Raw genomic sequence first — 23,296 nt, forward strand, 5'->3', positions numbered from 1 at the left:
TTTTCCTGTGATTGGCTTTACCTTTTTTGTAAACCTAAATATTCTTTTCTCTGTCTGGTTTTTCAATCTTCTTTTCCAAGTTTCTGATAGTTACAGACAAAGATGCAGCGAGATATTTTTTTGAGGGGCTTCCTTCAGGTATGAAAATTCCATGGTCTGCATGGTTAAGACCGCTGGCTGTCTGGCTACCTTTTATCCTTGTACTTTACTTTGTGATGTTCTGTGTGGCATCCATATTAAGGAAACAATGGGTTGAAAAGGAACGGCTTATATATCCTCTGACAATACTGCCGAGTGAGATGGTAAAGGATGTAAAGAAAGAAGGCAAAATTCCACCCTTCTTTAAAAATCCTCTTATGTGGCTGGGTTTTGGCATTGCCTTTATATTAGGAAGCACTGCTGCACTTAACTTTTATTTTCCCCTGTTTCCAAAGATACAACTTGTACAGAAGATACTTATATTCAGGAGGACTGTAGATCTACCTTTCAGAATAAGTTTTCCTGTGATTGGCTTTACCTTTTTTGTAAACCTAAATATTCTTTTCTCTGTCTGGTTTTTCAATCTTCTTTTCCGTGTAATAAGGGGCACATTTAATATCATGGGTATAGCAAGTCCAGAGAATGTTGGCATATACGGCTGTTCAGGAGAGCCAATCTTCAACCACTTTGGGATGGGTGCAATGATAGTGATGGCAATCTACAGTTTATGGATATCCCGGGCACATCTAAAAGAGGTCTGGTATGGTGCGTTAGGAAGAAAGCAGGTGGATGATTCTGATGAAGTATTAAGTTATAAAGCAGCATTATTTGGGCTTGTCTTTGGTTCACTTTTTCTTATAGGTTGGCTGATGGTCTCTGGTATGAGCTGGTATATTGCTATTTTGTTTATAGGATGTGCCTTTATCATCTGGTTTATACTTACGAGAGTTGTATGTGAAGGTGGTATCCCAATACTCGTTGCAACATCTATTGCATCCGCACAGATTATCTCTGCCTTTGGTTCAAAATTTCTTGCTCCCGTTACAATAGTCGCACTCGGGATGACCTATGTCTATGCTGCTGACTTAAGGACCTTTCCACTCTCTTCCATCTCTATGGGACTTAAGATAAGCAGTGATGAGAGAAAAAACAGTTACGGGCTTTTCTGGGCAATAATGTGTGCTATTACTGTGAATATTATTACAACTCTTACCCTACAGTTATATCTCGGATATAAACATGGGGGAATTAATATGAACAGATGGTACTTTGCTGGTAATGTTATAGCACCTTATAAATATGTTGCGGAGATGATAAAGGGACAAACAGTACCCAATAAGATTGGATGGATATGCAGGTTTACAGGTGCTTTTACCATGTGGCTATTCTTTTTTATGAGACAGCACTTTCTCTGGTGGCCATTTCATCCTGTAGGACTGGTTATAGCCCCTGTGGTATGGATTGACCAGTTATGGTTTTCTATATTTATTGTTTGGCTGGTAAAGTCCATCATTATGCGTTATGGCGGTGTTCAGGTATATGATAAAGCAAAATACTTCTTCTTGGGGCTACCACTGGGTATGTATACCTGTGCAGGTATATGGTTTATAGTGGACCTGTTTACAGGAAAAACAGGAAATATGGTATTCTGGATATAAAAGAAAGGAGTGATATATGGTCTTTTTAGGTGAGGACTATCTTTTAGGAAATAGTACAGCGAAAAAGATTTTTGAAAAGATTGCACACCTTCCTGTGGTTGACCCTCATAATCATGCAAATGTAAAGGAGATAGCGGAGAACAAAAAGTATCCTGACCCATGGCAACTTTTTGTAGGGACAGACCACTATATATGGAGTGTTTTAAGAAAGTGCGGAGCAGATGAGGAATATATCACAGGAAATACATCTCCTTTTGAGAAGTGGATGAAGATGTCAGAGTCCTTTCCTCTTATTGCTGGTAATCCTGTCTATGAGTGGGTTCATCTTGACCTTAAAAGATATTTCGGGATAGAAGAAGTTTTAAATAAAAAGACAGGTGAAAGGATATGGAATGTGCTGTGTGAAAAACTTAAACTTCCTGAAAACAGACCGAGAGAACTTTTAGAGAAGGCAGGGGTTGAGGTGATGTGTTCTACGGATGACCCTTTAGATATACTGGATTACCATAGACGGATTAATGATGAAACAGGAAAAACAATAGTAAGGCCGAGCTGGAGACCTGATAAGATAATGAAGATAAACGCTCCCTGGTGGAAAGAATACCTTTCTAAACTTGAGGATAGATTTGGTATAAAATGTTCTTCAATAAAAGACATTGTAAATATCCTTAAGGTATCCCATAACTATTTTGCTGAATACGGTTGTGTCGCAAGCGACCATGGTGTGGAGGTTCCTTATCCTGCAATAACTGAAGAAAAGGATGCAGATAAAGTTTTCAAGAAAGTACTTAAAGGAGAGAATATAACTGCTGAGGAGGTATACATATTTGCTGACTATCTTTTTGGGGTGATGGCAGAACTGGATGCTGAGAAGGGCTGGGTCTTTCAACTGCATATGGGTGCGGTAAGGGATACGAGGAAGATTATATTTGATAAACTTGGTCCTGATTCAGGTGTGGATGTCTCCAATCATTATCTTGATATACTTGCTCCACTTCTAAAATTTCTTAACAGGTTTGATGGAAGATTAAAGGTTGTCCTTTACTGCCTTGATGCATCCCATCAGCAGACACTTGCAACTGTTTCAAGAGCGTTTGGAGAAAATATACGGCTAGGTTCTGCCTGGTGGTTTCTTGATACCCCTTATGGGATGAAACAGCAGTTAAAATTTATAGCAGCCATAGAACTCCTCTCTAAACATGCAGGTATGGTATCTGACTCAAGGAAGATTCTTTCCTATGGTTCAAGGTTTGAGATGTTCAGAAGGGTACTTTCTGATGTGCTCGGTGAAATGGTTGAGAAAGGACAGATGTCTGAAGATGTTGCTAATGATATTGCTTACAGGGTTTCTTATACAAACCCAAAAGAGTTTTTTGTTCTTTAATGTAAGGAGGGTAATATGAAGGTCTATATCCAGACAGATATTGAAGGTATTTCTGGTTTTATCTCTTTTGAAGATATACATACCCAGACAGTTGAGAATTTCTATCACAGACAGAGGATGTACCGTCTTTTAACAGGTGAGGTAAATTCTGCAGTAAAAGGAGCAAAACAGGCAGGTGCAGATACAATATATATCAATGACAGTCATGGCTCTGGATATAATATTATCTTTGAAGAACTTGAGCCAGGATGTGAGGTTATACATGGGAGAGGGTCCCATTTTCCTGAATGGCTTACAGACCTTGCTGGCTCTGATGTTTTAGTTCTTATAGGTATGCATGCGATGGCTGGTGAACTGGATGCTGTCTGTCCCCATACAAAATGGGTTGTTGAGTCAAAGGAAGGTATTATCTATCTCAGTGAGGCATCTATGGCGATGGCTCTTGCAGGAGACCTCGGAATTCCTGCGGTCTTTATCAGTGGAGACCAGGTTGTGACAGAAGAGGTAAAAAAGAAAAATCCAGATATATTTACAGCGGTTGTTAAACATAGTTATGGTCCTAACTGCTGTCGTTCATTAGTCCCTAAAGTAGTACATAAGATGATAAGTGAAGGTGTAAAAAAAGGAATAGAAAAAAGGGATAAAATAAAGCCATATATTATAAGGGGACCTTTGACTATTAATCTTCTTACCTCCCCTGGATATATTCCTCCTTTAAAACCTTCACTAAAAACTCCTGTGAAGGGGAAGAATATAACAGAAGCTTTTAACAGCATATTAAAAAAATTCACCTGGGCAAGTTTTGGGAAAAAAGAGATGGACTGGTATATGTATCCTACAAATCTTTCAGGTAAGAAGCCACCGGATAGAAAATAAAATTCAGGGAATTAAATAGAGGATTTTATTAAGTATATCAGGTAAAACACCGAGCTTTTTAAGAAATCTTAAATGTGGATAAAACTCTCCTGCTTCTAAAAGGTTATGTGTGTCTGTCCCTAAAGATATCTTTATCCCTTCTTCCAGACACATACTGAAGAATTCAGGTTCAGGGTTGTTGCAGTGGAAGTTCAGTTCAGCGGCTACATTATAACTTTTAAGGATATCAACAACGGACTTAAAAAGTGTTTCAGGTACCACCAGTCCATATCTTGGAAAGATCCTGAAGGGATGTGCTAAAACATCTATCCCGTTTTCTATAAGTGCCTCTAACATATCCATAAACCAACTTTCTCGTTCCGAAGAAGCAGCAGATAGAATATCTTCTGGCAAGAAGTGTATGGCTCCTACAAGTATATCTATCCCTTCTCTGTCTTCAGGTAGTAAAGAAATCCCTCCGTTTTTGTCAGGTGTAACCTCCAGTCCAACCTTTACCCTGTCTGATTTCGCTTTATTGACTGTTTCCTTAAAAAGAGCCATCCTGTCTTTCCCCTCTACTCTTTTTCTTTTTATTATATCTGGCTGGTAATAAGAGAGTGCTTTGTTATACTCTTCTTTTGTAAGATATAACTGGTCTGCATGTTCTGTAAAACATACATAACCCATACCTAAAAGTTCAGCCCTTTCTAAAATCTTTTCTATTGTTATATCCTCTGCACAGTATGCAAACTGGGTATGGCAGTGGTTATCACATAAAGGGATTGGGTTTTTTATCTGTCGTGTACAAGAGGTAATTTTGCTGTTTTCTATCACAACCTCTACATACCTGAAAGGTTCTTCACAGAGTGCAGGAGTGGTCAGGTAGTATACACCATCCTTACAGGCAAGTTCCTGCCCTTTATGATAATGTCCGCTTATAGAGAGAATGACATTGTTATCCTTATAATATTTATGTACCTCTTCTGCATTAGCCAGATTATAAGGATATGAATTTTCTATCTCTGGATATACAGGGTTATGCTGGATAACTATAAACTTTTTATCAGGATACTTTTTTACACTCTCCATAAATTGCTGTAAATCTTCTTTTTCCCGGGAACATATATCCCCTTCTCCATAAGTATCAGAAAACGAATATATAATAAAGTCATTTATAAAACGGGCACCTGCCTTATCTTCCATTACCTGAAAAAACCTTTCATATTCAGTATCATGGTTTCCTGGTATAGCAACAACAGGGATTTTTGTCTTATCCAGTACATTTCTTATCTCAATCAATAACTGCTGGTCCATCCCATCTAAAATATCTCCGAGAATAAGGATAATGTCCGGGCTATCTCCATATCTGAACCTTCTAATAACCCTTTCTAACAACTCTCGTCCATATTGTATCCTTCTTTCAGGTATATCAGCATAGTCCTTACCGTAATGTATATCTCCAATTGCAATAAGTTTTAAATTTTCCATTTTTAATCTATTACGAAGGTATTTAAAAACGACAGAAATTTAACATTTCTCTTTAGATATGTCAATGTTAATTTCATTGACAGAAAAGGAGAAAAATTGTATTATATATCGTTTATTCTTACAGGAGGGAAGGAAGCAGAAATGGAAAGAGAACAACAAAGATATGATGCGACGACCATCCAGGTACTGGGTGGCATAGAAGCAGTTCGGAAAAGACCTGCGATGTATATCGGAGACACCTCTGTCTCAGGACTCCATCACCTTGTATATGAAGTAATAGACAACAGTATTGATGAGGCAATGGCTGGTTATTGTAATGAGATAGCAGTAGTTGTACATATGGATAACAGTGTCAGTGTTTCTGATAATGGAAGAGGTATACCGGTAGATATGCATAAAACAGAGAAAAGACCTGCTGTTGAAGTTGTTATGACAGTGCTTCATGCAGGAGGGAAGTTTGACAGGAAGGCATACAGGGTATCAGGAGGACTACATGGTGTAGGTGTCTCTGTTGTTAATGCACTTTCAGAATGGCTTGAGGTAGAGGTTAAAAGGAACGGGAAGGTATATCACCAGAGATATGAAAGAGGGAAACCGGTAACAGAACTTACTGTTATAGGGAAAACAAAAAGCACAGGTACAAAGGTTACATTTAAACCGGATGAAGAGATTTTTGAGACCATTGAGTTTGATGATAGTATTCTTTCCGGAAGGATTAAAGAACTTGCTTTTCTTAATGCAGGTGTAAAGATAACTTTTGAGGATGAGAGGAAGAAAGTAAAAGAGGAGTATTGTTTTGAAGGAGGACTGGTTTCCTTTGTTGAACACCTCAATAGAAATAAAAATGTACTTTTTCAAAAGCCCTTCTATTTTGCAAAAAGCACAGATGAAGGAGAGGTTGAAGTTGCTTTTCAGTATAATGATGGCTATAGCGAGACAGTACTTTCTTTTGCAAATAATGTTAATACAAAAGAAGGAGGAACACATCTGACCGGTTTCAGGTCCGGACTTACCAGGGCGATAAATGAATACGGTAAAAATAATGGATTTTTAGGAGAGACACTTCTTGCAGGGGAGGATATAAGGGAAGGACTGACAGCAGTTGTAAGCGTAAAGGTAGCAGAACCACAGTTTGAAGGACAGACAAAGACAAAATTAGGAAACTCTAAGATAAGATTTCTTGTAGAAGGAATAACCACTGAACAGGTTCTTACCTACCTTGAAGAAAATCCTGATGTTGCCCGTGAGATAGTAAACAAATGTGTATTAACAGCAAAGGCAAGGGAGGCAGCGAGAAAGGCAAGAGAACTGACTCGTAAAAAACTTGCGGAGACAGGAGCACTTCCAGGAAAACTGGCTGACTGTACTGTTAAAGAGCCCGAAAGAAGAGAACTTTTTATTGTTGAAGGTGACTCTGCGGGAGGTAGTGCAAAACAGGGAAGGGATAGATTCTTCCAGGCAATACTTCCATTAAAGGGAAAAATTATCAATGCAGAAAAAGCACCTTTAGAAAAGGTATTCAGTAACGAAGAGATACGAATGATGATAGGTGCTATAGGTGGTGGAGTTGGAGAGGACTTTGATGCTTCAAAGGCACGATATAGAAAGGTCATTATAATGACAGATGCGGATATTGATGGTGCCCATATCCGTACACTTCTTCTGACGTTCTTTTACAGACAGATGACAGACCTGATAAAACAGGGTTATATCTATATTGCACAACCACCTCTTTATAAGGTAAAGAAAGGGAAGAAAGAGTTTTATGTGGATACAGAGGCAGAGATGGACAGAATACTCATACAGATGGCAAAGGATAGTATAAAGATAACGGTTAAACAGAAAAGTGGCAAACAGATAGATATCAGTGAAAATATCCTTAAGATAGGAACATTAAGTAGAAGGATGGAAGAGATTTCTAAAAGTTTAGAAACGAAAGGAATTTCCCTGATAGATATATTTAGATACTGGAAAGAAAAGAAAAAAGTCCCTATATACCTCATAAGGTATCAGGAGAAAGAAGAATTCTTCTCAACAGAGAAGGAACTTTCCACCTTTATGGAGAAGCAGAATAAGAACCATATAGACCTGTTTTCTGGAGAGGAAAAGGACTATAAGATGGTTGAGATTTATGAGGCGCGAGATATTGAAAAAATCCTCAAATGGATAGAAGAAAATGGAATTGATATAGAGACACCTTCAGATAATATCTTTACAATAGAAGAGAATGATACAGGAAAAAAGGAAACAAGGAACTTTGTAGATATTTATGAAGCACTTAAAAACAAAGGGAAGAAAGGACTTTTTATACAGCGATATAAAGGACTGGGGGAAATGAACCCAGAGCAGTTATGGGAAACGACGATGGACCCAAAGACCAGAAGGATGAAACTTGTTACCATTGAAGATGCTGTTAAGGCAGAAGAGATATTTACCATCCTTATGGGTGATGCGGTAGAACCGAGAAGGGATTTTATAGAAAGGTATGCAAAAGAGGTAAAGAATCTGGATATATAATTTTAAGGTAGAAGTTATTAAAAGGAGATTGAGGAGATAAGATGGGAGAAGAAGAAAAGATTATGCCGGTTGGGATAGAAGAGGAGATGAAGACCTCTTACATTGATTACGCAATGAGCGTAATCATTGGGAGGGCATTACCTGATGTCAGGGATGGATTAAAACCGGTTCATAGAAGGATTCTTTATGGTATGCTTGAATTAGGGGTTGAGCCAGGAAGACCATTTAAGAAGTCAGCGAGAATAGTGGGGGAGGTTATGGGTAAATACCATCCCCATGGCGATGCACCTATATATGAATCCATAGCGAGGATGACACAGGACTTTTCTTTAAGATATCCACTCATTGAAGGACAGGGGAATTTTGGTTCAATAGATGGTGACCCACCTGCTGCTATGCGATATACAGAGGCACGTCTTACCCATCTTGCGATGGAGATGCTTGCTGATATAGAAAAAGAAACAGTTGAGTTTATCCCTAACTTTGATGAATCACTTCTGGAACCAGTGGTTCTACCGAGTAGAATTCCTAACCTTCTTATAAACGGTTCTTCAGGTATTGCGGTAGGTATGGCAACAAACATTCCTCCTCATAATCTTGGAGAGGTAGTGGATGCAATGATAAAAGTGATAGACAGCCCTGATATATCAATAGAAGAGATTATGGAAGTTCTACCTGGCCCTGACTTTCCTACAGGTGGAATTATATGTGGTAGGGAAGGTGTCAGGTCTGCCTATACCACAGGTAAAGGGATAATAACAATAAGAGGTAAGGTGGATATTGAAGAGGAAGCAAGCAAGAAGAAAAAGACCATTGTTATAAAAGAGATACCCTATGAAGTGAATAAAGCTCGGCTTGTAGAGCAGATTGCAGGACTGGTGGAAGAAAACAAAATCAACGGTATTATTGAGGTAAGAGATGAATCCGATAAGGAAGGGATGAGGATAGTTCTTGAGGTAAGAAAAGAAGAGAACGAGGATATTATTATAAACCAACTATATAAATACACATCCCTGCAGTCATCCTATGGCATAATTAACCTTGCGCTTGTCAATCAGCAACCGAAACTACTCAATATAAAACAGATGCTTGAACTCTTTTTGGACCATAGAAAGGAGATTATATTAAGACGTACCCGTTATGATCTTAGGAAGGCAGAAGAAAGGGACCATATTGTTTCCGGACTTATTATTGCTCTTGATAATCTTGATAGGGTAATCACACTCATCAGGAATTCCAAAACAGTAGAAGAGGCACGGGATGGACTTGTAAAGAAGTTTAAGATGAGTGAGAAACAGGCAAATGCAGTTCTTTCAATGCCGTTGGCTCGTCTTACAGGACTTGAGAGAGAAAAAATACTTGAAGAGAAAGAACAACTACAGAAAACCATAAAGGAATTGAAAGAAATCCTTGCCAGTGAAGAAAAAGTAAAGGCAATTATAAAACAGGAACTTAAAGAGATTCAAAAAAAGTATGGAGATGAGAGAAAGACAGAGATAGCAGGTCCTATTGAAGAATTTGATGAGATGGACCTTATCAGACCTGAGGATATTGTTGTAACTGTCTCTTCTGAAGGTTATATAAAGAGAAGTCCTTTAGAGGCATACAGAAGACAACGTAGAGGTGGCAAAGGGATGGTAGGGGTTAAGACAAAAGAAGAGGACTTTGTCAAACATCTTTTTGTCTGTTCCACAGTGGACACAATACTATTTTTCACAGAAAAAGGAATGGTTCACTGGTTGAAGGGATACCTTATACCAGAAACAGGAAGAAATGCAAAGGGTAAGCCCATAGTAAATCTTTTAAGGATAGACCCAGGAGAGAAAATATCAGCAGTAATACCTGTAAAGGAATTTTCAGAAGATAGATTTCTTTTGATGATTACTAAAAATGGTATGGTGAAGAAGACCGTTTTAAGTGCTTATAGCAGACCGAGAAAAGGTGGAATTATAGGTATAGGATTGAGAGAAGACGATAAACTGATAGATGTCCATATGACAGATGGAAATCAGGATGTATTTTTAAGTACGAAGTATGGACTTGGTATAAGATTTTCGGAGAAGGAGGTAAAGCCAGTAGGAAGAGCAGCGATAGGTGTAATAGGGATAAGGTTTAAAAATAAAGAAGATGAAGTTGTTGGATGTGAAATATGCCAGCAGGAAGAACAGAGCAGGTCTCTTTTTACAGCAACATCTGAAGGATTTGGAAAACGGACAATGATAAGCCAGTACAGAAGACAGCACAGGGGAGGAAAGGGTGTTATAGACATAAAAACAGGTGGAAGGAATGGTTATGTGGTTGGTATCAAGTCAGTGAAAGCAGGCGATGAAATCATACTTATTACAAAAGGTGGTATTGTTATAAGGATGCAGGTTGATGATATCAGAACTGTTGGTAGGAATACATTAGGAGTGAAACTTATCAATCTTTCTTCTGGTGATAACATAGTTGATATGGCTTTGATATCCAAAGAGGATGAAGAACTTTGAAACGATTGAACATACTGCAGATGTAGGTGGCAGAATATATGGAAAGGATATAGAAGAGCTGTTTGTTAATGCTGTAAAACTCTTATATTTTTTAGCAGGGGTAAAACAATATCAGGAGAAGACAAAGGTTATAAAGATAGAAATAAAAGGGCAGACAATAGAGGAATTACTTGTTAAGTTTTTAAATGAACTGATATACTATATGGATTCTAAAATGGTAGGAGGAGATATAAAAAATTTATTTATAGAGAAAGCAAATGAGGGATTTAATCTCTATTGTGAAGTTGATGGTCACAGGATTTCTATGGTAAGGGAAATAAAAGCAGCAACATATCACAATATAAGGATTAAAGAAAAAAACGGGTTTTTCTCATCAGAAATAATATTTGATATTTAGGGGGACAGAATGAACAAAAAAGAAAAAAAGTATTATATAGAACTTCTCAACAGGGAAAAAGAAAGAATTTTTAAGAATCTGGGATATCTCAGAGAAGGTATTGAATCAGGTGAAAAGGGGATACCTACACATATTGCTGACTATGGAACAGATGAGTTTGAAAAAGGGTTAGGAATAGATATTTCTGATGAGGAAAGAAAAATCCTTGAGAATATAAACCTTGCGATAGAAAAAATAGAGAAAAATATATATGGTATATGTGAAAAATGTGGGAAGAAAATAGCAATTTCAAGATTAAAAGCAATCCCATATGCAAGGTATTGTATAAAATGTCAGAGAGAGAAAGAAAAAGGTGGCGTATAAATATAGATGGTTTCTTTTGACGTTTGTTCTTGCTGTGTTTATTGACCAGTTTTCTAAATATCTTGTAGTCAATTTTTTATCTGATATAGGGTCTTTGCATATATTCAAATACTTTTCTCTTACCCTCGTCAGGAACAAAGGAATATGTTTTGGTATTTTGAACAACCTGAACCTAAGAGGGATTATTATCTTTGCCTCTTTCATTATTGCAGCAGGAATTTTCTTCTGCCTTGAGAGATACGGTAAGGACAGGATGACTGTTATTGCTTCTGGACTGATAGAAGGAGGTATCATAGGTAATCTTATAGATAGAATAACAATGGGGGCGGTTATTGACTTTATCAATTTTCATATCTGGCCTGTTTTCAACCTCGCTGATACTTTCATTGTTTCAGGCGTAATAATTATACTTTTAAATAATTTTAAGAGAGGGAAATATGTATCCTGAGTTTATAAAAATAGGTAATTTTGTTATATACTGGTACGGTGTTTTTGTTGCATTGGGAGTCCTTGTTGGTAGCACTATATTCCAGAAAATATCTTATCAGAAGGGGTATCCACCCCAACTTATCTCATCTTTAATATTCTGGATTATTATCTGGGGTTTGATAGGAGGTAGATTATTACATATACTGGTTCATCTTTCCTACTATTACAGACATCCTTTTGATATTATAAGAATAAGAAATGGTGGGTTAGCGGTTGAAGGTGCGGTTATATCTGTTCTTATATTTATTACGATATATTCCAAAATAAAAAGATTCAATATTAGAGAAATGTTAGATATTATTGCTCTTTCCACTCCTTTAGGCCAGGCAATAGGCAGGATAGGATGTTTTTTAAATGGTTGTTGTTATGGTAAACCAACTGAATTTTTCACCGGGATAAAGTTTCCTTTTTCTGCTGACAGGATACACCCTACACAATTGTATTACTCTGCAATTTATATAGCTATGTTTTTTTTCCTGAAAGCACTTTATAATAGACGACTTAAACCAGGGATAATATTTTCATCTTATATATTGGGATTTTCTTTAATCAGGTACCTTGTGGATATGTTAAGAGGTGATATGTCCTATACCTTTTTGGGGCTTTATCCAACGCAGTTAATTGCTATAATCCTTTTTATAATAGGTGTGGGATGGCTTTTATCTATAATTTTTGAAAGGAGAGGATAATGGCAAAACTTGTTTTTAATTATCTTTTTATGGATAAGGAGTATAAACTGGAAGGTAAAGATGTTTTTTATGTAGGACGTCTTAATAGCAATGATATAATAGTTCCCAATTATGCGCTTTTTGGTAAATTATCTCATGATTCTCAATCAGTGCTTGTTAAGGATCTTACAAAAGTATCAAGGATACACGCAAGGATTACTAGAAAAGAAGACAAATGGTATATTGAGGATATAGGAACAAAAGGGCTTGGAAGTAACTTTGGTACTTTTGTGAATGAACTACGGCTGGAGGTAAATAAACCCTATCTTTTAAAAAATAATGATAGAATAAGATTGGGAACTATTGAGTGTATATTTGTGGAAGATTAACAGATTGATAGATTTTGAAAAAAGGACTTATTGTAAAAATACTGACCTTTTTTTGTAACTTCTTATCCTTATTTCCCATCTAAAAGATATGGACTATATAAATGAAAAGTTTACAGATAGAGCACAGGAATCATTATTAAGGGCACATTCTATAGCACAGAGCAGAAACCATCAGGTAGTAGATACAGTACATCTACTGATATCCCTTATTGAAGATGAAACTGTATTAGATATTTTAAAGCAAATGGGGGTAGATGTATTGAGGTTAAAAGAGGAAAGTTCTTCTTTACTTGATAAACTTCCTGAGGTTACAGGACCAGGGGTTTCAGGTGGTGTTTATATCAGCCAGAAACTTGGTCAGGTATTGAATAGTGCTGTAAAGCAAGCTGAGAATATGGGAGATGCGTATGTAAGTGTTGAACATCTCTTCCTTTCCCTTACAGAGAAGTTTTCTGATGTCTCTGAAATTCTTAAAAAATATGATATCTTTAAGGAAAGATTATTAAAACTAATAAAACAGATAAGAAACGGAGAAAAAGTTATGGATAGAGATGCAGAAAATAAGTACAAGGTGCTGGAAAAATATACGAGGGATTTCACTGACCTTGCGAGAAAGGGGAAACTTGACCCTGTTATAGGCAGGGATGAGGAGATAAGGAGGGTTATACAGGTTCTTTCCAGAAGGACCAAAAATAACCCAGTTCTTATAGGTGAAGCAGGTGTAGGCAAGACCGCTATTGTAGAAGGACTTGCGAGAAGAATTGTTTCAGGAGATGTTCCCGAATCCCTTAAAAATAAACAGATATTAGGATTGGATATAGGCGCACTTGTCGCAGGTACAAAGTACCGTGGAGAATTTGAAGACCGTCTTAAAGCATTATTGAAAGAGATAGAAAAAAAAGAAGGAGATATAATTCTTTTTATTGATGAACTCCATACCCTTGTAGGTGCTGGTGGTGCAGAGGGAGCAATAGATGCTTCAAATATGTTAAAACCAGCACTTGCGAGAGGAACATTGAGATGTATCGGTGCAACAACTCTGGATGAATATAGAAAATATATAGAGAAGGACAGAGCACTTGAAAGGAGATTTCAGGTTGTATATGTTAAAGAACCGAGTGTTGAAGAGACAATATCTATTTTAAGGGGCTTAAAAGAAAGATATGAAGTCCATCATGGAGTAAAGATTACAGACAGTGCACTTGTATCAGCAGCGATTCTTTCAAGCAGATATATATCAGGAAGGTTTTTGCCGGATAAGGCGATAGACCTTGTTGATGAGGCAGCAAGCAGGTTAAGGATAGAGATGGAAAGTGTTCCTGCGGAATTAGATGAGATTGAGAGAAAGATAGTACAGTTAGAAATAGAAAGGCAGGCACTTAAAAAAGAGACAGGAAATGAAGTGAAAGAGCGTCTCGGGAAAATAGAAAAGGAACTTGATACACTGAAAAAGGAAAAGGAAAAATTACGGTCAAGATGGCTTGCAGAAAAAGGCATTGTAGAAAATATAAGAAAAATCAAGGGTGAGATAGAAGAAGCAAAGAATGTTATAGAAAAGGCAGAGAGAGAAGGAGACCTTGATAAGGCAGCAGAATATAAATACGGGAGATTGATTGAACTGCAGAAGAAATTGGAAGATGAGACAGCAAAATTAAAGAAAGTACAGGGCAAGACAGGAGCACTTTTGAAAGATGAAGTTACAGAGGAAGATATAGCAGAGATTGTTTCCAAGTGGACAGGTATTCCTGTTTCAAGGATGCTGGAGGGAGAGGTTGAAAAACTTATTAAGATGGAAGAGCGACTTTCTAAAAGAGTTGTAGGACAGGATGAAGCAATTATTGCTGTATCCAATGCTATAAGAAGGAACAGGGCAGGACTTTCAGACCCGAAAAGGCCCATCGGTTCATTTATCTTCCTCGGTCCTACAGGTGTGGGAAAGACAGAACTTGCAAGAACACTTGCAGAGGTTTTATTTAACGATGAAAATGCTCTTGTACGTATTGATATGAGTGAGTATACAGAAAAATATTCAATCTCTCGTCTTATAGGTGCTCCTCCTGGATATGTGGGATATGAGGAAGGAGGGCAACTTACAGAGAAAATCAGGAGAAGACCTTACAGTGTGATACTTCTTGATGAGATAGAGAAGGCACATATTGAGGTCTTTAACCTTCTTTTACAGGTTCTTGATGATGGACGTCTTACTGATGGACAGGGACATACCGTGGACTTCAGAAATACAGTTATCATAATGACATCCAACCTCGGCAGTCAGTATATCACTATGTTTAAGGAAGAGCAGGCGATGAGGGAAAAGGTGATGGATGTTTTGAAATCAACATTCAGACCGGAATTCTTGAACAGGGTGGATGAGGTTATTATATTCAGAAAACTCAAGAAAGAAGACCTTCTGAAGATAGTTGATATACAGATAGGATACCTTCAGAAACGTCTTGAAGAAAAGAGAATAACAATATCTTTTTCAGATTCTGTGAAGAACTACCTCGCTGAAAAAGGGTACGATGAGATATATGGCGCAAGACCTTTAAAGCGGCTTATCCAGAAGGAGATAGAAAATCCACTTGCCGTGAAGGTTCTTTCAGGAGAGATAAAAGAAGGCAGTAGTGTTAATATAGATATCAAAAATGATATCCTTGATTTCCATGTTCTATAAAGTGTAATAGTAATCTCTTATTTTTTTCAGTAGCCCCTGTATTTTGTAAAAGGGTATGGTATCCCATCTCTCCAATCCTTATACATTCATCAGGATTTTTGAGAAGATGGATACATTCTCTTAAAAGTGCATCATAGTCAGATACTTCTATTCCCCCTCCACCCTCTTTTATCTTTTGCCATTCCTCTTTGAAGTGCCAGTGATAGGGACCATAAAGGACGGGTTTTTTGAATGCAAGAGGTTCAATAGGATTCTGCCCACCCCACATGTACAAACTTCCCCCAACAAAAGCGAATTCAGATATAGCATAGAAATTATTGAGTTCTCCATATGTATCAACTACAACAATAGAGTATTTTTTATCAGATGGTAGTTCGCTTTTTCTTATAAAATTCATCCCTCTGTTTTTTAAGATGTTATATACGTCTGTTTTATCAAGGTATCTCGGAACAATTATCACAACCATATCATCAAAAATTTTCAAAAGTTTTTCAGCAATTTCAATAACAGGTAATTCCTCTGCGGGATGAAGTGAGCCAAATACCACAATATGTTTTTCTTTTTCTATTTTTAATGACTCCATTACCTTATCTGGATTTACTGTTTTTCCCATCTCATATGCAAGGTCAAACTTCATACTTCCCACGACCTTTACTCTGTTTCTATCCGCTCCTAAATATATAAGTTTTCCTGCCTCTTCTTCGGACCTCATACTGATTGCTGAAAAAAGTGGGAGAATTTGCCTTGTAAAAAATCTGAACATCTTATATTTCGGGTATGAAAAAGGAGAGAGCCGTCCATTTATGAGTAATACAGGTATCTTCTGCCTGTGTGCTATATAAAGCAAACATGGCCAGAATTCTGTCTCTATTATCACAATAATTCCAGGATTAATTTTACTTATAGTACTTCGGATAACAGGATAAATATCAACAGGAAAAAACAGATATTTTATGTTATTAAATCTCTTTTCAGCAACACGTCTTCCTGTCTTTGTAGAAAAAGTAATGACTATATTATTTTTATTTTCTTCCTGAAGGCGTTTTATCAGGGGTGTTATGGATAGAAACTCTCCTATGGAGACAGTATGTATCCATATATTCTTCTGTTTTTTAAGTTGTTTTATTGTTTCTCTATCGTATATACCGAGCCGTTCCTTTAACCCTGAAGGAAATTCTCTATCTGGCTTTATTCTTCTCCATATGAAAGGTAATGAAAGAATACTGGATACTGCAAGCAAAAAATTATATATGATTAGGTATATAAACATAGAAATAAATACACACTTTCCTACTTACCTTTGCTCTATAAGTAAAGCGAAGATAAGTGGCTTAACTCCATTTAAAATAACTAAAACTGTATCTCCAGTGTTAATATCCTGTAAGGTGCGATATTAAATTTAATGCTTTTCCCCCTCCATCCTTTCAACTCTTTTTCTCTTTTTTCCACACTGTTTGTAATATACACCTTTTTGGGTTTTTTTACAAAATCAATCTTTATGATTTCCTTTTTACCCTCTACTTCAACCAGCCGTAATATATAAGAATTTCTTCCCAGTGCCCTCTTGAAAGAAGTTGGAACTACATTTCCTTTTATTTCAAATGGATAAAACTCCTCTGATTCTGTTTTTCCTGATATAGCCAGTGGAGGTGTATTATATTCCATTGCTAATTTAGTAATATCAGTTATACTGGATTTACCAAAGAACAATCTATAGGAGATTAGATGTTTCCCTTTGTCAGGTACAGCATCTGGTTCATAAGGGTTTCTTAAAAGCGTCAAAGATAGATTATTTCCGTCAATATTGTATCCATGTTTTTCTTTATTCATCAGAACTACCCAGTAATTCCCTTCTTTCTGCCCTGCCCATTTTAATGCAGGATATTCCTTTCCGATGGGTTCTCTTTTTATTGCCCCAAAGGGTATTTCAAAGTATGTATCAGGATTCTTCAGCGCTGTATGGAAGTTGACCCTTAACATAGGTACCCCTTCTTTACTATTCCCTTCTTCATTCCAGACAATCTGATTAACAAAATCAATATAGGGAAAATCGTTATAAAGGAATATCTTTTGTATAATCTCTGAGTTTCTATATGTTCGTTTGATGTATATTGTGGTTTTAAAATTCTCTGTAATTGTCTTTATCTCCTCCAGATTAAAAAGGTTCTCTATCCTATAGATATTTCCTATTAGCCAGGCACTTGCACTGTGAGGTGCTTCCCAGCATACACTTATAAGATTACCACCTTTTTCTGCATACCAGGTATATATATCCTCCCAGATACTCATATGTGTAAAAAGTACCTCACGACTGTTCTTCTTATCAAAAAGTCGTTTTATTATCCCTGTTTGCCTGTCCATCTTCATTATGTAAAACTCATTCTCATATTCCTCCTCGTAATCATAAAGCCCATCTTTATTTATAGTTAGTTTCCCTTTTCCAGATATGTTTTTACATTCCTCAATACAGATTGTTTTATATCCATATCCAGGTATCTCAACAAAAGTTTCTTGATTTTTTTCTTCGTATAGATACTTTCTTTTCCATCCCAGCGGGTTGAATAGAGTTATGCTGTGCTTATTATTTTTCTGAACAAGTTTCTCAAGCAATGTACTGGAGAGTTCACTACACTTTTTTTCTACCTCATCAGCAAGTTTTCCTGAAAATTCATAAGATGAATGTATTGCAGAACCGTCAATAATATCGTGGAATTGATTGAACAGTACTGTACGCCATAACTCTTCTAATTCTTTTTCAGGAGCGGAGATACCTTTCATATGCATTATTACAGATAGTGTTTCTAAAGAAAGGAGCATTGTCTCACCTGTCCTGTTGGCTTTTTTAATATCAGAGTGTGTGGTATAACATCCTTCCAGTGTTGCATTCAATTCATCTGCCACTACAGGAATTTTATTTCTATATCTTTCAACCGCTCTAAAATATCTGAGTGTTGTAGAAAATTCAAGCTTTGGTAATACTGGTTTTGTCTCCATCTTCTGTTTTCTCTTTATATCCGCTTCCGTAGGTCCTCCCCCATGGTCTCCCACTCCGTAAACAAAAAGAAAGTCAGGTAGATTGTATCTTTTGTGATATTCAAGAAAAACAGGGATAGTAGTTTCAGGTCTGATAGAGTTGTTATATATACTATTAAAAGCAAGCAGTTCACTGCCATCTTTACCCTTCCATCTTAAAAGGGGTAGTCCTTTACCACATCTCATAAAATAATAATATTTAATACCTGCACCTGCCAGTATAGATGGTAGTGTCCCTGCATGTCCGAAACCATCAGGTGCCCAGAATATCTCTGATTTTACTCCGAAATTTTCTGATATATATTTATTGGCATAAAGTATATGCCGTATAAAGGACTCTCCATCCACTATATTCATATCACTTTCCACCCAGGAGGAGGCGGTAATGTCCCATCTTCCTTCTTTTACCTTTTCCTTTACCTTCTCAAACAATGCAGGGTTATGGTCTTCAACGATTTTGTATATATGTGCCTGGCTTTGAGAGAAGGTCAGGTCAGGGTATCTATCCATAAGTTTTGTGACTGTATCAAAATCACGCAGACATGTATCAATAGTATCTTCATAGGTCCAGAGCCAGTTCATATCAATATGGGCATGTCCTATAAGATGGACAGTATATCTCTTTGCTTCTTTTCGGAATGGTTCAAGCGCTTCTTCTGCTTTTTTAATGTCATTTAAGATATTATCCCAGTTTCTATCCTTAATATCCTGCACATTTATAAAAGAGAGTGCTTTATCCAGATTTTTTTGTAGATTTTTTGATTTTTTAGAAAGTTCCATAGCAAATTTCAACTGGAAAAGTAAGGAGTTAAGTTCAAAGAGGACTTCTTCAACTCTGTTGATAACAATCTGAGCACTGAAATATCTAAATCCATCTGCAGTGGATGTTTTAAAAACAAGAAAATATCTTTCTCCAGGAATAGCATTTTTAACAAAAGTAATAACAGGACCCCCTCTCGTATCTGCCCAGTATTTCTGTGAGTAAATCTCTTTCCCGTTAATAAAAAGTTTTGTATTTGAAAGGATAAGGAAAATGATAGAAATTTCGCTTCCTTCAATTTTTACACCTTCTATTATATCTGGAACAGTAAAATATGTTCTGAAGTATGCAGGTCCATCATTAGGTTGCCATCTTGCATTAGATGTTTTTTCTTCCCATCCGCTATCATCTATGTCAGGGTTTTCTCCATTTTCTATGCCCTGTATAAACTTCCACTTTACAGTAATTTGCTCTTCAATCTTTTTCTGAACATCCTTTATAATCCTCTCAAGTTCCAGTATCTTTTCCATTTTTTACTCTTCTCCTTTTTGAAAATGTATATTAAAAACCAATTATTCCCATATGTCAAGAAAGAGCATCTTTGAAGAATCTGTACCAGATTTTGAGTATCCATTATAAATAAGGTGGCAGAAGTAAGAAGATAAAAAATCCTCCCCATATGAGGGGGAGATACCTAAATTACCTTTTCCCTATGGGGGAGAAGGTTAAGGATGAGGGGGAAAAGTATAGCGAAGGTTTCACCCTCCCCTTAATCCCCTCCCCTCAAGGGAGGGGAGAATTAACAGAACCTCTCCATTCAAGGTAGAGCATAAGGGTAAAAGTATTACCTATGCCTCTCATCTGTGCGGGTTATTGACAGAATATATAAAAAGGCAGTATAATAAATCTCCTTTTGCCCCCATAGACTAGTGGATAGGTCACCACTCTTTCAAGGTGGGCGGGCCGGTTCGAATCCGGCTGGGGGCGCTTCTTTTTAACTATTTTCTTTAACAAAGAGGATAAGGTCATATATATTCACTGTAGCCATACAGACATATGTGTCTGCTGCTCCATAATATATCCGTAGTGTTTTTTTATCTTTTTCCAGAATAGTTGCTGTTGGAAACACTACATTAGGCACATCCCCTATCCTTTCATATTCCATACTAGGTGCCAGGATATATTTTTTTGAGCGGTATAAGACATTCCAAGGACTCTCTTTATCAAGTATTGCCGCACCAGCACTATAGACAAACCCATTACAGGATGTCAGAACACCATGGTATATTAATAGCCATCCCTCTTCTATCTCTATAGGGACAGGTCCTGCACCTATCTTTGTCTTTTCCCAGGGCATTTCAGGTTTCATTACCAGACGATGTCTCCCCCAGAATTTAAGGTCAGGGCTCTGGGAACAGAATATATTTCCAAATGGAGTATGTCCATAATCACTGGGGCGGCTTAACATAGTATAAAGACCACCTATCTTACGAGGAAAAAGCACACCATTCCTGTTGGCGGGAAGGAATGCATCTTCCATTTGATAGAATGTTTGAAAGTCCTCTGTCCATCCCATACCAATAGTAGGTCCGTTTACATCATTACACCATGTTATGTAATATCTCCCCTCTATACAGGTGACTCTCGGGTCATAACTGAATCCTATTTTAATATCAGTGTTTTCTTGTACAAACTTGATGGGTTCATCACTGATTTCCCATTTTACTCCATCCTTACTGAAACCAGCCCTGAGGGTGGCAAATCTCGTCCTGTCATCTATTCTGAAAATCCCTGCATATCCATCCTTAAACGGGACTATTGCACTGTTGAAGATTGAGTTTGCCCCTTTTACATCCTCTGGTTTAATAATAGGGTTTCCTTCATATCTTTTTACAGGTGAGTCGTACATATTTCCCCTCCTAAATTTTTAGAAGTTTTTTTGCATTATTATAGAAGATATCTTCTTTTTCTTCTTCAGTTAATTTCCAGAAGTTTATCTTTGCTATATCTATCTCCGGTGGAATTAATGGTCCATCTGAACCAAATATTAGTTTTTTGCTTCCAACCTTTTCAATCGCTTTACCGATAAAACCAACTGCTCTTACATATGATGTATCAAAATACAAATTTTCTGTTTCATTAGCAAGGTCCAGGAGTTTTTCTAACACTGTCTGGTCCTCTCCTCCTAAATGTGCGACTACTATCTTGGCAGATGGGTAGTTTTTAACAATCTCTTTCACTGGTTCAAATTCAGCACAGCAATCTATTAAACAGGGTATATCAAGTTCTATACACTTTTCAATCAGTGGAAAGATAAGATATCCTTCAAGGGTATGAATCCCTCTATGGACTTTAACCCCTTTAAAACCATATTCATTAACCGCTCTTTCTATCTCTTCACATACATTTGTGTTAAAGGCAGGGATACCTGTGGCAAAGCCAATCAATCTATCAGGGAACTTTTTTACCTCTTTATATGTTTTTAGATTACCTTCTCTCGCAGATATACATATTGAGAAGACAACACTTCTTTCAATACCTGCCCTGTCCATTATCTTTATAATCTCTTCTCCGGTTGCTTCTGTTCTGTCTCTGTCCCCACCCTTTATATGCATATGAAAGTCAATAATCTTCATTTTAAGCGACCTCCTGACAGGTTTATTATATTCTTATAAGCTACTTTTTCAACTATGTCTTTTTCAACTTCTGCATAGCCAAGTTTTGCTATCCCTGCTTCCGTATATAAAAATGGTGTATGACTGCCAAAAACGAGTTTATCAGGCGAGATTTCTTTTAACAGGGATTTTATGGTTTTAAAATACTCAGCAAAAGAGATATCAGAGTACACATTATCAATCTTACATAGTTGAATAATCTCTGAAAAATATCCACAGAGAAGGATAATCTTTATATCAGGATAGTTTACAGCAAAATTTTTTATCTCTTCCAGAGATGGACTACCTATCTTAAAGGCAGGGTTATGGCTTCTTTCATCTTCATATCTCATCTGTAGAAAAACGAGGATTTTTTTATCGGATATCTTCTGGAAGAGATAGGAGAACTTTTTATCATTTAAAGAATAGAGATGATAAGAGGGAGCAATCTTGATATATCTAAAATTTTCTATTATCTCTTCTGCATCTGTAAGGGCAGGATTTACAGCAGGGACAAAGCAGAAGAACTTATTATCTTTTATTTTCTTATGCAATTCTTCGTTATATTCTTCTACCTCTTGGAAGTTCAACGCACAGCCAAGATGGGAAATGAAACATTTAGAGATTTTATTTTTTCTTAGTTTCTTTTCAATCCCTTTTATTGTATTTATAGATAATCTCCTGAATGGCCAGTTTCCATAATTTACATTGACATCAATCAGCATATCTTCAATATCCTTTCTGCATTTTTAAATAGAATATCTTCTTTTTCTTTTGTTTTAATATTGCTTTCAATAACTGTTTTCAACTGTACAGGAAGGTCTCTTCCGCCTGGAAAATAGATATCAGAACCGAACAAAATCCTCTCAGACCCTATCTTTTTGACTGCATACTCAATGATTCCTACAACTGGCTGGGCACCTGATGTATCTATATAAACATTGCTATATCCTTTAATTGCTATTATGCCTCTGATATCAATCCCTCTTAAATGGGCAACAATAAGGGTTAGTTCAGGAAAGTTTTTTATAAGAGTTATTATATCTGTGGGGTCTGTCTGATAACATTCCGGGGAAGGATTTTTTCCTAATGTTAGTGTATTCCAGCAGTGGTGGAGTAAAGGAATATTTAAATTCTGCGCAATATCTGCAATAAAAAAGACACGTTTATCAGAGGCAAATGTAGATGCTTCAAGTTTAATTCCCTTAAGTTTGTTATTCAATATACATCTCTCAACCTCTTCCGCTATAAACTTTTTTGAGTTTTTAGGATTTAAGAAACAAAACCCGGTGAAAAAGGCAGGATATTTTCTGGTTAGGAAAATAGTTAAATCATTTATTTCTCTTACCTGTCCTTCTTGGGGATTATATCCATACTTTAATACATCTCCGAGAAGACACATTTTGATTACATTTAACCTTTCAGCATATTCTATTACATCTTCACACTCTTTTATCTGGATATGGGTATGTATATCAATTACTTTCATTTGGAAGGAG

The 23,296-nt window shown here is 36.7% G+C and carries 18 protein-coding genes and 1 tRNA gene; 12 read left to right on the plus strand and 7 right to left on the minus strand.

What is annotated here, in order from left to right; genetic code table 11:
* Positions 1-140 precede the first annotated feature (140 nt).
* Genes N3D17_02650 through N3D17_02660 form a run of 3 tightly spaced genes read left to right on the plus strand, consistent with a single transcriptional unit; the run spans position 141 to position 3,897 of the window.
* Positions 141-1,637: a hypothetical protein gene (locus N3D17_02650; GenBank protein ID MCX8082285.1), complete on the plus strand. Its 1,497-nt coding sequence runs from the start codon at positions 141-143 to the stop codon at positions 1,635-1,637.
* A gap of 16 nt (positions 1,638-1,653) precedes the next feature.
* A complete protein-coding gene (gene uxaC, locus N3D17_02655; GenBank protein ID MCX8082286.1) occupies positions 1,654-3,021 on the plus strand; it encodes a glucuronate isomerase in 1,368 nt (455 codons plus the stop codon).
* 15 nt (positions 3,022-3,036) lie between these two features.
* Positions 3,037-3,897 (plus strand): M55 family metallopeptidase, encoded by an 861-nt coding sequence (locus N3D17_02660; GenBank protein ID MCX8082287.1) that lies wholly within the window; start codon positions 3,037-3,039, stop codon positions 3,895-3,897.
* Between the two features lie 3 nt (positions 3,898-3,900).
* Here the strand turns inward: N3D17_02660 and N3D17_02665 are convergent, their stop codons facing one another.
* Complete coding sequence (locus N3D17_02665; protein ID MCX8082288.1) at positions 3,901-5,364, minus strand: metallophosphoesterase; 1,464 nt, start codon at positions 5,362-5,364, stop codon at positions 3,901-3,903.
* A 141-nt stretch (positions 5,365-5,505) separates the two neighbouring features.
* Here N3D17_02665 and gyrB point away from each other — a divergent pair, with 141 nt between their 5' ends.
* The 8 genes from gyrB to clpB all read left to right on the plus strand — a co-directional run bounded on the left by gyrB (position 5,506) and on the right by clpB (position 15,350).
* Positions 5,506-7,881, plus strand: coding sequence for a DNA topoisomerase (ATP-hydrolyzing) subunit B (gene gyrB, locus N3D17_02670; protein MCX8082289.1), 2,376 nt, complete (start codon positions 5,506-5,508; stop codon positions 7,879-7,881).
* A 41-nt stretch (positions 7,882-7,922) separates the two neighbouring features.
* Positions 7,923-10,370 (plus strand): DNA gyrase subunit A, encoded by a 2,448-nt coding sequence (gyrA, locus tag N3D17_02675; GenBank protein MCX8082290.1) that lies wholly within the window; start codon positions 7,923-7,925, stop codon positions 10,368-10,370.
* Positions 10,357-10,767 carry an archease gene (locus N3D17_02680; GenBank protein MCX8082291.1) on the plus strand — a complete coding sequence of 137 codons (411 nt, stop codon included), beginning with the start codon at positions 10,357-10,359 and terminating at the stop codon, positions 10,765-10,767. The genes gyrA and N3D17_02680 overlap by 14 nt, the downstream gene beginning before the upstream one ends.
* Before the next feature lie 9 nt (positions 10,768-10,776).
* Complete coding sequence (locus tag N3D17_02685) at positions 10,777-11,130, plus strand: TraR/DksA family transcriptional regulator (protein MCX8082292.1); 354 nt, start codon at positions 10,777-10,779, stop codon at positions 11,128-11,130.
* Positions 11,120-11,578, plus strand: a complete 459-nt coding sequence (gene lspA / locus N3D17_02690) for a signal peptidase II (GenBank protein MCX8082293.1) — start codon at positions 11,120-11,122, stop codon at positions 11,576-11,578. Before N3D17_02685 ends, lspA begins: the two co-directional genes overlap by 11 nt.
* Positions 11,568-12,308 (plus strand): prolipoprotein diacylglyceryl transferase, encoded by a 741-nt coding sequence (lgt, locus tag N3D17_02695; protein ID MCX8082294.1) that lies wholly within the window; start codon positions 11,568-11,570, stop codon positions 12,306-12,308. Before lspA ends, lgt begins: the two co-directional genes overlap by 11 nt.
* Positions 12,308-12,676, plus strand: coding sequence for an FHA domain-containing protein (locus N3D17_02700; protein MCX8082295.1), 369 nt, complete (start codon positions 12,308-12,310; stop codon positions 12,674-12,676). Before lgt ends, N3D17_02700 begins: the two co-directional genes overlap by 1 nt.
* A gap of 88 nt (positions 12,677-12,764) precedes the next feature.
* Complete coding sequence (clpB, locus tag N3D17_02705) at positions 12,765-15,350, plus strand: ATP-dependent chaperone ClpB (GenBank protein ID MCX8082296.1); 2,586 nt, start codon at positions 12,765-12,767, stop codon at positions 15,348-15,350.
* On the opposite strand, the gene N3D17_02710 is transcribed toward clpB, so the two are convergent.
* Complete coding sequence (locus tag N3D17_02710) at positions 15,316-16,620, minus strand: hypothetical protein (protein ID MCX8082297.1); 1,305 nt, start codon at positions 16,618-16,620, stop codon at positions 15,316-15,318. The two genes, clpB and N3D17_02710, sit on opposite strands and share 35 nt — an antisense overlap.
* Positions 16,621-16,700: 80 nt before the next feature.
* Positions 16,701-19,673 carry a glycosyl hydrolase-related protein gene (locus N3D17_02715; protein MCX8082298.1) on the minus strand — a complete coding sequence of 991 codons (2,973 nt, stop codon included), beginning with the start codon at positions 19,671-19,673 and terminating at the stop codon, positions 16,701-16,703.
* Between the two features lie 385 nt (positions 19,674-20,058).
* On the opposite strand from N3D17_02715, the gene N3D17_02720 reads away from it, so the two are divergent.
* Positions 20,059-20,130: transfer RNA gene (locus N3D17_02720), tRNA-Glu, on the plus strand.
* Positions 20,131-20,137: 7 nt separating this feature from the next.
* Here the strand turns inward: N3D17_02720 and N3D17_02725 are convergent.
* Genes N3D17_02725 through N3D17_02740 form a run of 4 tightly spaced genes read right to left on the minus strand, consistent with a single transcriptional unit; the run spans position 20,138 to position 23,286 of the window.
* Positions 20,138-21,052 (minus strand): glycoside hydrolase family 130 protein, encoded by a 915-nt coding sequence (locus tag N3D17_02725; protein ID MCX8082299.1) that lies wholly within the window; start codon positions 21,050-21,052, stop codon positions 20,138-20,140.
* Between the two features lie 10 nt (positions 21,053-21,062).
* Positions 21,063-21,779, minus strand: a complete 717-nt coding sequence (locus tag N3D17_02730; GenBank protein MCX8082300.1) for an amidohydrolase family protein — start codon at positions 21,777-21,779, stop codon at positions 21,063-21,065.
* The gene (locus N3D17_02735) at positions 21,776-22,522 is read right to left on the minus strand and encodes an amidohydrolase (GenBank protein ID MCX8082301.1); all 747 of its coding nucleotides are present in this window, start codon (positions 22,520-22,522) and stop codon (positions 21,776-21,778) included. Before N3D17_02735 ends, N3D17_02730 begins: the two co-directional genes overlap by 4 nt.
* A complete protein-coding gene (locus N3D17_02740; GenBank protein ID MCX8082302.1) occupies positions 22,516-23,286 on the minus strand; it encodes an amidohydrolase family protein in 771 nt (256 codons plus the stop codon). The genes N3D17_02735 and N3D17_02740 overlap by 7 nt, the downstream gene beginning before the upstream one ends.
* Between the last annotated feature and the right edge of the window lie 10 nt (positions 23,287-23,296).

This window comes from bacterium (assembly GCA_026414725.1).
Lineage (GTDB): Bacteria > Ratteibacteria > UBA8468 > B48-G9 > JAFGKM01 > JAAYXZ01.

Bases quoted from the DNA above. Each gene is read 5' to 3' on its own strand.
- lgt (MCX8082294.1), top strand. From the start codon at position 11,568: ATGTATCCTGAGTTTATAAAAATAGGTAATTTTGTTATATACTGGTAC.
- uxaC (MCX8082286.1), top strand. From the start codon at position 1,654: ATGGTCTTTTTAGGTGAGGACTATCTTTTAGGAAATAGTACAGCGAAA.
- N3D17_02730 (MCX8082300.1), bottom strand. From the start codon at position 21,779: ATGAAGATTATTGACTTTCATATGCATATAAAGGGTGGGGACAGAGAC.
- clpB (MCX8082296.1), top strand. From the start codon at position 12,765: ATGGACTATATAAATGAAAAGTTTACAGATAGAGCACAGGAATCATTA.
- N3D17_02685 (MCX8082292.1), top strand. From the start codon at position 10,777: ATGAACAAAAAAGAAAAAAAGTATTATATAGAACTTCTCAACAGGGAA.
- N3D17_02700 (MCX8082295.1), top strand. From the start codon at position 12,308: ATGGCAAAACTTGTTTTTAATTATCTTTTTATGGATAAGGAGTATAAA.
- N3D17_02735 (MCX8082301.1), bottom strand. From the start codon at position 22,522: ATGCTGATTGATGTCAATGTAAATTATGGAAACTGGCCATTCAGGAGA.
- gyrA (MCX8082290.1), top strand. From the start codon at position 7,923: ATGGGAGAAGAAGAAAAGATTATGCCGGTTGGGATAGAAGAGGAGATG.
- N3D17_02710 (MCX8082297.1), bottom strand. From the start codon at position 16,620: ATGTTTATATACCTAATCATATATAATTTTTTGCTTGCAGTATCCAGT.
- N3D17_02740 (MCX8082302.1), bottom strand. From the start codon at position 23,286: ATGAAAGTAATTGATATACATACCCATATCCAGATAAAAGAGTGTGAA.
- N3D17_02680 (MCX8082291.1), top strand. From the start codon at position 10,357: ATGAAGAACTTTGAAACGATTGAACATACTGCAGATGTAGGTGGCAGA.
- N3D17_02665 (MCX8082288.1), bottom strand. From the start codon at position 5,364: ATGGAAAATTTAAAACTTATTGCAATTGGAGATATACATTACGGTAAG.
- N3D17_02725 (MCX8082299.1), bottom strand. From the start codon at position 21,052: ATGTACGACTCACCTGTAAAAAGATATGAAGGAAACCCTATTATTAAA.
- N3D17_02660 (MCX8082287.1), top strand. From the start codon at position 3,037: ATGAAGGTCTATATCCAGACAGATATTGAAGGTATTTCTGGTTTTATC.
- gyrB (MCX8082289.1), top strand. From the start codon at position 5,506: ATGGAAAGAGAACAACAAAGATATGATGCGACGACCATCCAGGTACTG.
- N3D17_02650 (MCX8082285.1), top strand. From the start codon at position 141: ATGAAAATTCCATGGTCTGCATGGTTAAGACCGCTGGCTGTCTGGCTA.
- N3D17_02715 (MCX8082298.1), bottom strand. From the start codon at position 19,673: ATGGAAAAGATACTGGAACTTGAGAGGATTATAAAGGATGTTCAGAAA.